Here is a 13,926-nt window from a genome sequence, read left to right as displayed (position 1 = left end):
GATGCGCATCTGGGCAGTCGCCAACCAGAAGGGCGGAGTCGGCAAGACCACCACCACCCTCGCCCTCGGCCGCGGCCTGGCCGCACTCGGCCATCGCGTGCTGCTGATCGACCTCGATCCGCATGCCTCGCTCAGCCGCGCCTTCGGCGTGCCGGTGGACCCGCCGCCGGCCGGCGTGCTGGAGCTGTTCGGCACACCGCCAGCGGACCTGTCCGGCCTCTGCCATGCCAGCAACATCCATGGCCTGGACTACGTCTGCGCACAGTCGGCGCTGGCCACGCTGGAACGCCGCAGCGCCAACCAGCCCGGCCTCGGCCTGGCCCTGCAGAACGCGCTGGCGCGCCACCAGGGCCAGCACGACTACATCCTGCTGGACTGCGCACCCACCCTCGGCCTGCTGATGATCAACGCACTGGCTGCCGCCGATCGCCTGATCATCCCGACCCAGGCCGAGCCCCTGGCACTGCACGGCCTGGATGGCATGGTCCGCACCGGCGAGATGGTCGAGCGTTCGCGCCGCCGCCCGCTGCCGATCTCGATCCTGCCGACCCTGTTCGACCGCCGCACCCGCGCCGGCAACGAATCGCTGCGCACCATGCAGGATCGCCACGGCAACCGCGTGTGGGAAGACGCCATTCCGATCGATACCCGCATCAGCAACGCCGCCGGGCTGACCCTGCCGAGCGCTGGCGAGGACTACCCGGGCCGTGGCCTGGCCGCCTACCGGCGCGCCTTGAACTGGATCCTCGGCGAGGATGCCCGCGCCCTGGAGCAGGCCGCATGAACAGTACCGGCATCCTCGACGACTACCTGGACGAACTGCTGGGCGAGGCGATGGTCGCGCCGCCGCCTGCCGTTCTGCCGCCCGCAGGCGCCGGGCCAGGCCCGGCGATCGAAGCAGTCGCCGAACGCGAACCGACCTGGGACGACCTGCCGGCCGAAGTGATCTACGAAACCGAAACCATCGCCGCCACGCCGAGCGGGGACAGCGCTGCGCTGGAAGCCGCCTTCGAGAGCACCGCACCACCCACGCGCGAACCCACCTGGGATGACCTGCCCGCCGAGGTGATCTACGAAACAGAATCCGTCGCCGCCGCGCCAAGCCCGGACGACGCGGTGCTGGAAGCGGCCTTCGAGAGCGCTGCCGCCTCCGCTAGCGCTGGGCCGGGTCCGGCGGGAGAAGCGGTTTCCGAACGCGAGCCGACCTGGGATGACCTGCCTGAGGAAGTCATCCACGAAACCGCGCCGGCACCCGCCGTCGTTGCAAAAGCCGGTCCGGAACCTACCTGGGACGACCTGCCGGACGAGGTGATCTACGAGACCGATCCGGCGGACAGCCATCGCCTCGCCCACACCGACAGCCCCGGCCTGCAGGCCGCGTTCGAGGCGGCCGCCGGTGGCGAAGACGTAGCCACGCCACCGCCCGCCGTGGTCGCAGCTCCGGTGGCCCCGACGGTTGCACCTGCAGCCCCGGCCGCGCGCACCGCCACTCCGCCGCCGCGCGCCGCCGTCGATGCCCCGGCAGGCAACCGTCCCGGCACCTGGCAGGAGCTGCAGGCGCAGGCCCACCAACCGGCTCGCAGCCCGCATCCGCAGAACCGACGCGCCGGCGAACGCACTTCGCGCTGGCTGCGCCTTCGTTGCGGCACCCAGGCCTATGCGCTGGAACTGCTGAAGGTGCAGGAAGTGGTGCTGCCGGTGCCGCTGCTGCCACTGCGTGGCACTGCAGCGGCCATGCTCGGCATCATGAACCTGCGCGGCCAGGTGGTACCGGTGATGGATCTGGGCCTGCACCTTGGCGCCGCGGCCGCCGAAGACGACGCACAGACCCGCATCGTGGTCCTGGAGGAGGACGGCGAGACCATCGGCCTGCGCGTGTCAGCGGTCGAAGATGTCGCCAACCTCACCGATTCGCAGATCGAACCGCCCGATACCGCGCGCATCTGCCAGATCTCAAACGACCTGTTCCGCGGCGTGGCCCGGGTCAGCCAGCGGCCGATGATCCTGCTCGACGCCACCCGACTGTTGAGCTGAGCCGCCAAGAAAAAGGGGACGGAGGGGATTAAGTCGCGACTGACCCGGCGCTTTGCGCCGAAGGGGTGCCTGTCGGGGACGCAAGGAGTTGATCCGTTGGATCAACACCTTACGTCCCCACTGCGCGGTCGCCGTTGCCGAGGGAGCTGCAGTAGAGCCAGGTCGATTGCGACTTAATTCCCTCCGTCCCCTTTTAAGCAGCGACCGCATCGACGTACCGCGTCGATTCTTCTAAAGAACCCCACCGGGGTGCCGTTATGGATCACGGAACCGTTTGTCCGGAGCAACGATGAGCACTGTCGAACTGGGTGGGGATCTCGGCATCGAGAGCACTACCGAGCTCAAGAACCGCCTCGCCCACTCGTGGACCAGGCTGGCGAGCTGACCCTGGATGCCAGCCAGGTCGCCCGCATCCACACGGCCGCCGTGCAGGTGCTGTGTGCGTTCGTGCAGGCCCGCCGCGAGGCAGGCCTGGGCACCGGCTTCCACGGTTGCACTGCAACCTTCAGTGACGCCGCGCGCCTGCTGGGCGTCACCCAGGCCCTGGGCCTGGACGTAACCCATGACAACCTGAAATCTGTGGAGAACGCTGCATGAGCGCACGTATCTTGGTGGTGGACGATTCGGCGTCGATGCGCCAGATGGTGTCCTTCGCCCTCACCTCGGCCGGTTTTGCCGTCGAAGAAGCTGAAGACGGCGCGGTCGCGCTCGGTCGTGCCAAGGGCCAGCGCTTCAATGCGGTGGTGACCGACGTCAACATGCCGAACATGGACGGCATCGCGCTGATCCGCGAACTGCGCCAGCTGCCGGACTACAAGTTCACCCCGCTGCTGATGCTGACCACCGAATCGGCCGCCGACAAGAAGTCCGAAGGCAAGGCCGCCGGTGCCACCGGCTGGCTGGTCAAGCCGTTCAATCCCGAACAGCTGGTCGCCACCGTGCAGAAAGTGCTGGGCTGATCGCCCGGCGCCGCTCCCCCTCTTCGCTTCCGGATCACCACTGCCATGAGCATGGACCTGCAACGCTTCCACGCCACCTTCTTCGAGGAGAGCCGCGAAGGCCTCGATGCGATGGAGGCTGGCCTGCTGGCCCTGGAATCGGGGCAGCAGGACGCGGAGATCATCAATTCGGTGTTCCGCGCCGCCCACTCGATCAAGGGCGGCGCCGGCACCTTCGGCTTCGACGCGATCGCCGGCCTGACCCACGTGCTGGAAACGCTGCTCGATGAGCTGCGCGCCGGCAAGCGGGCCCTGGAAGGCCACGCCGTCGACGCCATGCTGTCCTCGGTGGACGTGCTGCGCGCCCTGCTGCGCGAAGCCGAACACGGCCAGGCTGCCGATCCGGCTGCAGTCGCTGCGGTGAAGGCGCGCCTGGAAGCGGTTCTTTCCGGCCAGGCCGCAGCGAGCGCCCCGTCGGCCGCCGCAGCCAAGGTGGACGATACGCCGGAAGCCTGGCAGATCGGTTTCACTCCGGCGCCGTCGCTGTTCATGAGCGGCAACGATCCGCTTCGCATCATCCGCGAACTGGAACACCTCGGTTCGCTGCAGGTCGCCGCGCGCATGGAGCGCCTGCCGGGCTTCGCCCAGCTTGATCCGCTCGAAGCGCATCTTGCGTGGGACCTGGGCCTGGTTGGCAAGGTGCCGCGCAGCAAGATCGAAGACACCTTCGCCTGGGTGCTGGACGATTGCGAGCTGGACATCCGTCCCGCCGCGCCGCCGAGCCTGGCCACCCAGGCGCCGGCCGCAGCGGCTCCCGCTCCGGTCGCAGCGGCCCCGTCTGCACCTGCCACGCCTGCTGCCAACGGTGGTGCCAGCCAGGAAGCGGAAACCTCGATCCGCGTCAGCGTCGACAAGGTCGATGCGCTGATCAACCTGGTTGGCGAACTGGTCATCACCCAGGCCATGCTCAAGCAGGTCTCGCACGCACTGGACCCGGTCCACGCCGAGAGCCTGTTCGCTGGCCTGGACCAGCTTGAACGCAACACCCGCGACCTGCAGGAAGCGGTGATCGGCGTGCGCATGCTGCCCGTCGATGCGGTGTTCCGTCGCTTCCCGCGCCTGGTTCGTGACCTGTCCAGCCGCCTCGGCAAGCAGGTGCGCCTGCGCACCGTCGGCGAAGGCACCGAACTGGACAAGGGCCTGATCGAAAAGATCGCCGATCCGCTGGTGCACCTGGTGCGCAACTCGATCGACCACGGCCTGGAAATGCCCGACGTCCGCCGCGGTGCGGGCAAGGACGAGACCGGCACGATCACGCTGGCAGCTTCGCATCAGGGCGGCCATATCGTCATCGAAGTCAGCGACGACGGTCGCGGCCTGGACCGCGCCAAGATCCTGGCCAAGGCTCACGAACGCGGCCTGGCCGTGCCGGACAACCCGACCGATTCGCAGGTCTGGGACCTGATCTTCCAACCTGGCTTCTCCACGGCCGATGCGGTCACCGACCTGTCCGGGCGTGGCGTCGGCATGGACGTGGTCCGCCGCAACATCCAGGCACTGGGCGGCGAGGTGCAGATCGAAAGCAGCCTCGGTATCGGCACCCGCACGCTGATCCGCCTGCCGCTGACCCTGGCCATCCTCGATGGCATGACGGTGGCCGTGGCCGGCGAAACCCTGATCCTGCCGCTTGCCTATGTGCTTGAGGCGTTGCAGCCGCAGCCCGAGGATATCCGCAGCATGGCCGGCGAAGGCCGCGTGCTGCGCGTGCGCGGCGAGTACCTGCCGATCCTGTCGTTGAGCGAGTACTACGGCTACGGCAACCGCGCACCGGGCAGCGAATCGCTGGTGGTGGTGGTGGAAGGCGATGGCCAGAAAATCGCGCTGGAAGTGGACGAACTGGTCGGCCAGCAGCAGGTGGTGGTGAAGAACATCGAGAACAACTACCGCCGTATCGGCGGGGTGTCCGGTGCCACCATCCTTGGCGACGGCCGCGTCGCGTTGATCGTCGACATCGGCGGACTGGTGCGCTCGCTGCGGATGCCGCAGGCCGCCTGATCCACGCCGCATGCGGGTCATGGACCGCCGCCCTTCGGGGCGGCGGTTTTGTTTGTGTGCTCCATTCCAGCCGGGGTCAGATCCCTTTTCAGGGAAAAGGGATCTGACCCCATCCCTTCTGTGAACTCCGTCGAGGCGATGGTTTCGCGCGCAACCACGTCATCCGAGCGCAAGCCCCGCCAGACCAGCACTTTCGCGCCGTCATCCCTACGCAACCGAATGTGATCTGCGTCCATAAAGTCCGCGCGGACGGCGCCGTTATTTCGCTTTGACGGTCGTCACCGAACCCCACCGGGCACCCCGTTCGCTCTGCAACCACCCCCAAACCGGCGCACAGACGCCGGCACTCTGCCCACCTGGAGCACCCTGCATGAAGTGGTTCCAAGATCTGCCCATCGCCCGCAAGCTGGCCGTGGGGTTCACCCTCACCACCTTGATGACCCTGATCCTCGGCGCCTTCGCACTGCTGCGCCTGAGCGAGGCCAACGCGCAGTTGCGCGACATGGCTGGCAACGATATCCCCTCGGTCCAGCATCTGGGCGAGGCACGCTCGCAGCTGGGCGAGTTCCGCACCTACGAACTGGCCCAGCTGAGCATGCTCGACCAGCCGGACAAGGTCGCCGACTACAACAAGCGCATGGACGACACCGCCAAGGCCGTGCATGACGAGTTGGCGGCGTACGCGGCGCTGCCGGCGCTGGACAAGGAGCGTGAACTGTATCGCGCGGCCAGCGCGCAGCTGGATCGCTACTTCGCCGCAAACAAGGCGATGCGCGACGCCGTGGCCGCCGATGATGGCGCACAGGCCCAGCAGATCTCCGACGAGCAGTCGCGCCCGGCGCGTCGCGACCTCTTCGCTGCAATGAAGGCACTGGGAACCCACATCGCCGGCCAGATGGACGGCAAGATTGCCGACGCCAACGCCACCCACCGCACCAGCATGATTGCCATCATCGGCTGCATCGTGCTGCTGTCGCTGGTCGCTGCCGCGCTGGCCATCGTCATCTCGCGGGCAGTGACCGGCCCACTCGGCAAGGCCGTGCATGCCATCCAGGCCGTTGCCCGCGGTGATCTCAGCGTCAGCACCCAGGCCACCAGCAAGGATGAAGCCGGCAGGATGCTCGCTGCCACCGCCGAGATGACGGCGATGCTGCGACGCTTCAGCGAGCAGACACAGCTGATGGCACAGATGCACGCTGGCCCGGACATCAGCCATCGCATCCCGGAAGATTTCCCGGGTGTCTACGGCCAGCTGGCCAACGGCATCAACACGGTGATCTTCGAACACCTCGATGCGATCGTCGATGCCATTGAAGTACTCAACCAGTACGCCATCGGCAATCTGAGCCCGGATGCACGCCGCCTGCCCGGCAGCCGCGCGATCCTGCACGAATCCATGGACGCGGCCAAGGCCAGCCTGCTGGCCATCAATTCGCAGATCCAGCACCTGGCTGCGGCGGCCGCCGCCGGTGACTTCAGCCAGCGCGGCGACGCACAGCGGTTCCAGCACGACTTCAAGCTGATGATCGAGCACCTCAACACCATGATGCAGGTGGCTGACGGCAACCTGGGCCAGCTCTCGCAGCTGCTGCAGTCGATCGCCACCGGCGACCTGACCGCACGCATGGAAGGCCAGTTCAATGGCGTGTTCGCCCGCATGCGCGACGATGCCAACGCCACGGTCGCGCAGCTGACCCAGATCGTCGGCCAGATCCAGGCCAGCGCTTCCAGCATCACCCTGGCCGCCGGCGAGATCGCCTCGGGCAACAGCGACCTGTCACGCCGCACCGAGCAGCAGGCCGCCAACCTGGAGGAAACCGCGGCCTCGATGGAGGAACTGACCTCCACCGTGCGCCAGAACGCCGAGCACGCCCGCCAGGCCAACCAGCTCGCCATCGGCGCCCATGGCGTCGCCTCGCAGGGCGGCGAGGTCGTCGGCCAGGTGGTCACCACCATGTCGGCCATCGAAGCCTCGTCGAAGAAGATCGCCGAGATCATCAGCGTCATCGACGGCATTGCGTTCCAGACCAACATCCTGGCGCTGAATGCCGCCGTGGAAGCCGCGCGTGCCGGTGAACAGGGCCGCGGCTTCGCCGTGGTTGCCAGTGAAGTGCGCACCCTCGCCCAGCGCTCGGCCGCTGCCGCCAAGGAGATCAAGGGCCTGATCGACGACTCGGTCGGCAAGGTCGCCGAGGGCTCCAGCCTGGTGCACCAGGCCGGCAGCACCATGGGCGAGATCGTCGCCTCGGTGCAGCGTGTGACCGACATCATGGCCGAGATTTCCGCCGCCTCGCAGGAACAGAGCGCGGGCATCGAGCAGGTCAACCAGACCGTGGTACAGATGGACGAGACCACCCAGCAGAACGCCGCACTGGTGGAGGAAGCCACCGCTGCCGCACGTGCGATGGAGGACCAGGCCGTGCAGCTGGGTGAAGCCGTGGCCCGCTTCCGGCTGGCATCGCACGGCACGACGGCCACTCCGGCACGCCCGCTGGCGGCACCGGTACCGCGCCAGGTCGCCGCCGCCGCACCGGCGGCAAGAACGGTCCCGGCACGTGCGCTGCGCACCGCGACAGCCCAGCCGGCACTGGCTGCGGACGGCGACTGGCAGGAGTTCTGACAGAACCACGGGGTCAGACCCCTTTCCTGCGGGAAAGGGATCTGACCCCTTACGCGTGGCCCCTCACGCGCTGAAAGTGATGCAAATCTCACTTCATAATCCGGTGCAGAGGCCGATATCCCCATCGAGCCTCGCACCAACGCGTGCTGGCGCCCGCCCCTGACCGTAGATTCCATGTCCGACGGCAACGACACTGCAGTGCATGATGTCCACGCGGCCGACGCCGCTGACGAGCGCTTCCTGGTCCGCAACCCGCGCCAGCTGCGGCAGCTGCTGCGCTCGCTGATCGACCAGCGATCACTGATCAACGCGCACATCGACGGCCGTGACCGTTCGTTCCCCACTGCGCTGCTCGACCTCGACGAGGACGAGGACTACCTGCTGCTCGATGGCAGCCCGCAGGAAGCCTCCAACCGCGCCGCCGAGCAGGCCGATCACCTGCTGTGCTTCGCCCAGCTCGAACGGGTGCTGGTGCGTTTCCGCCTGCACGAACTGCAGCGCGTGGACAACGACGGCCACGTGGCCTTCCGCGCTCCGCTTCCGGAAGAACTGGTGCACCTGCAGCGCCGCGAGCTGTATCGGCTGGAGACCCCGGTCACCGACTCACCGCAGCTGCTGCTGCCCCCCGGCGAAGCGCGCGCCGAAGCGTTGTCGATGCGCGTGGTGGACATCAGTGGCGGTGGCCTGGCCGTGGTGGTTCCCAATGACTGCGCGGTGTTCGGCCTGCAGAAGCGCTATCCGGCGCAGCTGTCCCTGCCCGACGGTCCCGACCTGGACATCGCGCTGGTGGTCTGCAACCTGTTGCCGCAGCGCCAGCCCAACGGCATCGAGGTCAAGCGCGTGGGCATGCGCTTCGACAGCCTGCCGCGCGGCGCCGACAGCGCCATCCAGCGCTACATCTTCCGCATCGACCGCCAACGCAAGGCACGCCGCAACGGCGAGCTCTGAGGCCGCCCGACCGGTAGTGCCGGCCGATGGCCGGCAACCCTGGAACGCATGCCGGGGTCAGATCCCTTTTCCCTTAAAAGGGATTTGACCCCATCCACTGCCCGGGCACCTAAAGTCCCCCCAGCGGGGCCGATATCGAGCCTGACACCGGGACTTCCGGCAGAACCAGGACCCCTCGATGAACGACAAGACCAGCTCCGCCGCCAGCACCGGTGGCGAATTCCTCAGCTTCACCCTTGGTGACGAGCACTACGGCGTGGACATCCTCAAGGTGCAGGAAATCCGTGGCTACGACGCGGTTACCCGCGTGCCGGATGCCCCGGACTACATCAAGGGTGTGATCAACCTGCGTGGCACCATCGTCCCGGTGATCGACCTGCGCCTGAAGCTGCGCCTGGACAACGCCCGCTACGACGCCTTCACCGTGATGATCGTGCTGAACGTCGAAGACCGCGTGGTCGGCATCGTCGTCGACAGCGTCTCCGACGTGATCCCGCTGTCGGCCGAGCAGATCCGACCGACCCCGGAATTCGGTGCCGCCGTCGATACCCGCTTCATCTCCGGCATCGGTACCCACGACGATCGCATGCTGATCCTGCTGGACATCGAGACCCTGCTCGACAGCGCCGACATGGGCCAGGCCAGCCTCACCGAAGACGTCGCCGCCTGAGTAAACGGAACTGCTTCACGTTCCGGTCACAAAACCCTTCAGTTCCCCCCGGCGATGCCGATAGGGGGACAGAAGCCGGCCGCGCAGGAGCGCGCAGGGCCGGCCCGACCGTTACCATCCCCGGAGATACCCCTCGATGAAGTCCCTGCTTGCGTTCGTTTCGGCCGCTGTCCTGGCCACCACCGCCGCCTCCGCTTTCGCCCAGTCGGCTGACATGATCCCGCCGGAACTGGCCCCGCGTTCGGTCGGCAAGGACGGCATGGTCTGTGGCAAGGTTGAAAAGGCCCGCTACGCAGAAGGTTCCGAAGGCCAGCCGACCTTCCTGTACATGGGCGGCGCCTTCCCGCGCCACACCTTCTCGGCCCGCATCGCCGGCGAGAACCGCGGCAAGTTCTCCTTCCCGCTGGAAACCCTGGAAGGCAAGACCGTCTGCGTGATCGGCAAGATCCAGCGCGACGCCTCGCGCGCGGAAATCGAAGTCAGCTCGCCGGCTGGGCTGAAGCTGGCCAACATCAAGTAATCCGCTGTCCGTCGAACCACGCCGGACCTGGTGCCGGCGTGGTTTCTGCTGCAACCGGGCCCGATGCCCGGGCGCGTCTGCCTTAGGAGCTCGCAACGCCCATGCCGTGGATCAACAACCTGAAACTGATGCCGAAGCTGCTGCTGACCTTCGGCGTCCTCCTGCTGGTGATGCTGCTGCAGGGCATCGTCGCCTATCGCGGCCTGCATTCGCTGAACAACGTCACCACCGAGCTGGCCGGTTCACGCATGGAAAGCATCCGCCTCGCCGGCGAGATGCGCGGCATGCTGGGCGAGTACCGCAATGCCGCCTACCAGCAGTTGATCCGCGCCAGCGACGACGTCAAGGCCGATGCGCGCAAGCAGGCCGTCGACCTGCGCACCAGCATGGACAAGTCGATCAAGGACTATCCGAAGCTGGTCGACAACGCACAACAGAAGAAGTTGTTCGACACCTTCGCCAAGGAATGGAAGGATGCGCTGGCGTCCTATGACAGCGTCACCGAGATGCTGGAACTTGACCTGCCAGACGATGCCATCGATACCTTCGTCGGCGAAACCCGTACCAAGCACCGCAAGGCTGCATCGGCGCTGGAAGCGCTGATCGCCGAAGACAACCGCCTCGCCCGCGCCTCGCGCGAAGAGGCCGCCTCCACCTATTCCGCCTCGGCCGTGCTGACCGTGATCGCCCTGCTGGGTGGCGCCGCACTCGGCCTGGTGCTGGTGTGGCTGTTCGCCCGCGCACTGGTCGGCAGCGTGCGTGGCGCCGTCTCGGTCGCCAACGACGTCGCCGGTGGCAAGCTCGATGGTCATATCGACGTCAGCCGCCAGGACGAAGTGGGCGAACTGATGCAGGCCATGCAGCGCATGCAGCGCGACCTCCGCGAGCGCATCGAGACCGACCAGGCCGTGGCCCGCGAGAATCTGCGCATCCGTACCGCGCTGGACTACAGCTCGACCGGCGTGTACCTGACCGACACCAGCAACACCATCGTCTACAGCAACCGCGCCCTGCAGCAGACCCTGAGCCAGTACCAGGACGAAGTTCGCCGCGACCTGCCGGACTTCGATGCCCAGGCCTCGCTGATCGGCAAGCCGGTCACCGTGCTTGAACACCGCGGCGAGATGGACCAGACCCTGCTGGGTAACCTGAAGGCACACGGCGTCGCCCGTCGCCCGATGCAGTATGGCGATGCCCAGTTCGCCCAGGTGGTCTCGACCATCCGCAATGAAGGCGGCGACACCGTCGGCTACGTGGTGGAATGGCGCGACCGTACCCAGGAAGCGCAGGTCGAAGCCGAAGTGGCCCGCGTGATCGCCCAGGCTGCCGCCGGCGACCTGTCCGGCCGCATCGACGCGACCGACAAGGAAGGCTTCTTCCTGCAGCTGGCCCAGCAGATCAACGGCCTGCTGGATGCCAACGCTGGCAGCATCGAACAGATCTCCGGCCTGCTTGCGGCACTGTCGCAGGGTGACCTGACCGTGCGCATGCACGGCGACTACCAGGGCGTGTTCGCCCGCATGCGTGACGATGCCAACGCCACCGCCGCGCAGCTGAGCGAGATCGTCACCCGCATCAAGCAGTCCAGCCGCGCGATCAGTTCGGCCGCCGGCGAGATCGCCTCGGGCAACAGCGACCTGTCGCGCCGCACCGAGCAGCAGGCTGCCAACCTCGAGGAAACCGCGGCCTCGATGGAGGAACTGACCTCCACCGTGCGCCAGAACGCCGAGCACGCCCGCCAGGCCAACCAGCTCGCCATCGGCGCGCATGGCGTCGCCTCGCAGGGTGGCGAGGTCGTCGGCCAGGTGGTCACCACCATGTCCGCCATCGAAGCCTCGTCGAAGAAGATCGCCGAGATCATCAGCGTCATCGACGGCATTGCGTTCCAGACCAACATCCTGGCACTGAACGCCGCCGTGGAAGCCGCGCGTGCCGGTGAACAGGGCCGCGGCTTTGCCGTGGTTGCCAGCGAAGTGCGCACCCTCGCCCAGCGCTCGGCCGCCGCCGCCAAGGAGATCAAGGGCCTGATCGACGACTCGGTCGGCAAGGTCAACGATGGCTCGGCGCTGGTGCACAAGGCCGGCGCCACCATGGGCGAGATTGTCGCCTCGGTGCAGCGCGTGACCGACATCATGGCCGAGATCTCCGCCGCCTCGCAGGAACAGTCGGCCGGCATCGAGCAGGTCAACCAGACCGTGGTGCAGATGGACGAAACCACCCAGCAGAATGCCGCGCTGGTGGAGGAAGCCACCGCTGCCGCACGTGCGATGGAAGAACAGGCCGGCCATCTCAGCGAAGCGGTGTCGATCTTCGTGGTCGATGAGGCCGAGGTCGTCGCCGCCCCGCGCGTCGCCGCAGCCCCGGCCCCGCGAGCCACCGCGCCGGCCGCCCCGGCACCGGTCGCACCGCCGGCCCGCCGCACCGCCGGCGGTCGCCCGATGGCCACCGAACTGGCCGACGGAGACTGGCAGGAATTCTGATGCCGGCCTGACCTGATCCACGAACACGCCCTGGCCCTGTGCTGGGGCGTTTTTGTTTACGGGGTATCTGGATATCCAGCCAACGGCGAAGCCCCTCGGGGTGGTCACGGAAAGCTGCGGATTTCCTTCGCTCGGGCCGGGAGGGTGGGTCGCGCAGGGGACGCCGTGAACCCGTCCATGGGGGCTTGGCCGCGGCATCCATGCCGCGGACTGATCTGGCCCCCCGTCAGCGGACGCCAAGAAGCGATACTTTGATCGCACTTGGAGGTCCCTTATGTCCCGTATCACCCGTCGTAGCTATACCGATGAGTTCAAGCACCAAGCCGTGGAGTTGGCCGAGTCGCTCGGGCCTGCCGCAGCAGCCCGTCAGCTGGAGATGTCGGTCAAGACGCTGGCAAATTGGCTTGACGCGGTCCGTGCTGGCCGGTCTCTGACCTCTGAGGCTCGCAGGCCAACCACCGACCTGGAAAGCGAGATCAGCCGCCTTCGGGCCGAGAACGCCAATCTGAAGATGGAGCGGGAAATCCTAAAAAAAGCGGCGGCGTTCTTTGCCAGAGAGTCCAAGTGAGGTACGCCTTCGTCGCCAGTCAAAGGACTCACTACCCGACCAGGTTGTTGTGTCGGGTTCTTGGGGTTTCTGTCTCTGGATTCCATGATTACCTGCGTCGGCAATGTGCCCAAGCGTGCGATGCCGATTCGGCCCTGCGTACCGAGCTTCGGGCCATTCATGTGACCAGCAAGCGCAGTTATGGGCGACGTCGGCTGGTCAGGGCCTTACGAGCCAGGAATCATCCAGTCGGCCACAAGCGCGTGGCACGGTTAATGGCCGAGGAGCGAATCCAGGGCAAGACCAAAGGCCGATTCCGACCCAAGTCCTCCGGCGGCTCATCTCAGCTCGCCCCAACCTGCTGGATCGGCAATTTGCCCCCGGAACCGGACCGACGGCGTGGGTCGGGGATATCACGTATGTCCCCACCCGCCAGGGATGGCTGCATCTGGCCGTGGTCATCAGCGTCCAGACCCGGCAGGTGCTGGGCTACAGCGTTTCCAAGCGTCTGACTGAAGAGCTGGTGGTGAAAGCATTTGCCAATGCCTGGGCTCTGCATCCACAACGACCCGGCCTGATCTTCCATTCAGATCGTGGTGGGCAGTACTGGGGGAACGAGTTTCGCCAGCTGCTGCAGTCCCATGACGTGGTCCAAAGCATGAGCCGGCCTGGCAATTGCTGGGACAACGCGGTGGCCGAGAGCTTCTTTGCGACGCTCAAGACAGAAGAGGCTGCCGAGCCTTACGCCAGTAGGGAACAAGCCAGCCAGTGCATCGCTGCTTACATCCACGGCTTCTACAATCCAGCCCGGCTACACTCGGCGCTGGGCTACCACTCGCCTAACAACTACGCCCGGCAGCTCCGGGCTGCCGCCTGAAACGGCTTCATGGCGTCCGTTTTCAGGGGGCCAGATCAGACACCCCTGCGCAACCCACCCTCCCGGCCACGGACAGTTTCCGTGCGCGTCCACCCCGGATTGAAGAAAGAAGAGCAAAAAACAAAAGCCAGGTCACTTCCGGGGTCAGATCCGTTTTCCTGCGGAAAACGGATCTGCCCCCTCTTTCCACCTGGAACCCCAACGCTCTTTCCGTCCGACACCGAAATGCCGAGAGGG

General features: G+C 66.7%; 11 protein-coding genes and 2 pseudogenes. All 13 read left to right on the top strand.

The genetic code is table 11. The annotated features are described in order from the left end of the window. The first annotated feature begins 1 nt into the window (after nt 1). Nucleotides 2-784: a ParA family protein gene (locus DL544_RS09665; RefSeq protein ID WP_069138615.1), complete on the top strand. Its 783-nt coding sequence runs from the start codon at nt 2-4 to the stop codon at nt 782-784. Then, on the top strand, nt 781-2,034 hold the full coding sequence (locus tag DL544_RS09660; RefSeq protein WP_139727050.1) for a chemotaxis protein CheW: 1,254 nt from the start codon (nt 781-783) through the stop codon (nt 2,032-2,034). Before DL544_RS09665 ends, DL544_RS09660 begins: the two co-directional genes overlap by 4 nt. Before the next feature lie 289 nt (nt 2,035-2,323). Continuing rightward, nucleotides 2,324-2,631 (top strand): annotated as a pseudogene (locus DL544_RS09655) (STAS domain-containing protein). After that, nucleotides 2,628-2,993 (top strand): response regulator, encoded by a 366-nt coding sequence (locus DL544_RS09650; RefSeq protein ID WP_005409521.1) that lies wholly within the window; start codon nt 2,628-2,630, stop codon nt 2,991-2,993. The pseudogene DL544_RS09655 and the gene DL544_RS09650 overlap by 4 nt, the downstream one beginning before the upstream one ends. A gap of 45 nt (nt 2,994-3,038) precedes the next feature. After that, nucleotides 3,039-5,027: a chemotaxis protein CheA gene (locus DL544_RS09645; protein WP_139727049.1), complete on the top strand. Its 1,989-nt coding sequence runs from the start codon at nt 3,039-3,041 to the stop codon at nt 5,025-5,027. A 370-nt stretch (nt 5,028-5,397) separates the two neighbouring features. Further along, nucleotides 5,398-7,647, top strand: a complete 2,250-nt coding sequence (locus tag DL544_RS09640) for a methyl-accepting chemotaxis protein (RefSeq protein ID WP_139727048.1) — start codon at nt 5,398-5,400, stop codon at nt 7,645-7,647. Nucleotides 7,648-7,821: 174 nt separating this feature from the next. Further along, nucleotides 7,822-8,595, top strand: coding sequence for a flagellar brake protein (locus tag DL544_RS09635; RefSeq protein ID WP_005416413.1), 774 nt, complete (start codon nt 7,822-7,824; stop codon nt 8,593-8,595). A 178-nt stretch (nt 8,596-8,773) separates the two neighbouring features. Further along, nucleotides 8,774-9,265 carry a chemotaxis protein CheW gene (locus tag DL544_RS09630; RefSeq protein WP_005416412.1) on the top strand — a complete coding sequence of 164 codons (492 nt, stop codon included), beginning with the start codon at nt 8,774-8,776 and terminating at the stop codon, nt 9,263-9,265. A 136-nt stretch (nt 9,266-9,401) separates the two neighbouring features. Next, a complete protein-coding gene (locus DL544_RS09625) occupies nt 9,402-9,785 on the top strand; it encodes a hypothetical protein (protein ID WP_005416411.1) in 384 nt (127 codons plus the stop codon). Nucleotides 9,786-9,886: 101 nt separating this feature from the next. Beyond that, complete coding sequence (locus DL544_RS09620) at nt 9,887-12,265, top strand: methyl-accepting chemotaxis protein (RefSeq protein WP_065178536.1); 2,379 nt, start codon at nt 9,887-9,889, stop codon at nt 12,263-12,265. A gap of 274 nt (nt 12,266-12,539) precedes the next feature. After that, complete coding sequence (locus tag DL544_RS09615) at nt 12,540-12,833, top strand: transposase (protein WP_032954795.1); 294 nt, start codon at nt 12,540-12,542, stop codon at nt 12,831-12,833. Further along, nucleotides 12,830-13,117, top strand: a pseudogene (locus DL544_RS22390) (IS3 family transposase); the annotation flags it as partial. The gene DL544_RS09615 and the pseudogene DL544_RS22390, both read left to right, overlap by 4 nt. An 8-nt stretch (nt 13,118-13,125) precedes the next feature. After that, entirely contained in the window at nt 13,126-13,689 is a 564-nt protein-coding gene (locus DL544_RS21775) for an IS3 family transposase (RefSeq protein ID WP_479692445.1), read from the top strand. Nucleotides 13,690-13,926: the final 237 nt, after the last annotated feature.

It is taken from the genome of Stenotrophomonas sp. pho, from assembly GCF_006228405.1.
Classification (GTDB): domain Bacteria; phylum Pseudomonadota; class Gammaproteobacteria; order Xanthomonadales; family Xanthomonadaceae; genus Stenotrophomonas; species Stenotrophomonas sepilia.
This window is presented reverse-complemented; position numbering and strand designations above follow the sequence as displayed.

What these genes read in the sequence shown, in the direction of transcription:
- DL544_RS09640 (WP_139727048.1), top strand. Translation starts at nt 5,398, where the DNA reads ATGAAGTGGTTCCAAGATCTGCCCATCGCCCGCAAGCTGGCCGTGGGG.
- DL544_RS09650 (WP_005409521.1), top strand. Translation starts at nt 2,628, where the DNA reads ATGAGCGCACGTATCTTGGTGGTGGACGATTCGGCGTCGATGCGCCAG.
- DL544_RS09660 (WP_139727050.1), top strand. Translation starts at nt 781, where the DNA reads ATGAACAGTACCGGCATCCTCGACGACTACCTGGACGAACTGCTGGGC.
- DL544_RS09620 (WP_065178536.1), top strand. Translation starts at nt 9,887, where the DNA reads ATGCCGTGGATCAACAACCTGAAACTGATGCCGAAGCTGCTGCTGACC.
- DL544_RS09615 (WP_032954795.1), top strand. Translation starts at nt 12,540, where the DNA reads ATGTCCCGTATCACCCGTCGTAGCTATACCGATGAGTTCAAGCACCAA.
- DL544_RS09645 (WP_139727049.1), top strand. Translation starts at nt 3,039, where the DNA reads ATGAGCATGGACCTGCAACGCTTCCACGCCACCTTCTTCGAGGAGAGC.
- DL544_RS09625 (WP_005416411.1), top strand. Translation starts at nt 9,402, where the DNA reads ATGAAGTCCCTGCTTGCGTTCGTTTCGGCCGCTGTCCTGGCCACCACC.
- DL544_RS09630 (WP_005416412.1), top strand. Translation starts at nt 8,774, where the DNA reads ATGAACGACAAGACCAGCTCCGCCGCCAGCACCGGTGGCGAATTCCTC.
- DL544_RS09635 (WP_005416413.1), top strand. Translation starts at nt 7,822, where the DNA reads ATGTCCGACGGCAACGACACTGCAGTGCATGATGTCCACGCGGCCGAC.
- DL544_RS09665 (WP_069138615.1), top strand. Translation starts at nt 2, where the DNA reads ATGCGCATCTGGGCAGTCGCCAACCAGAAGGGCGGAGTCGGCAAGACC.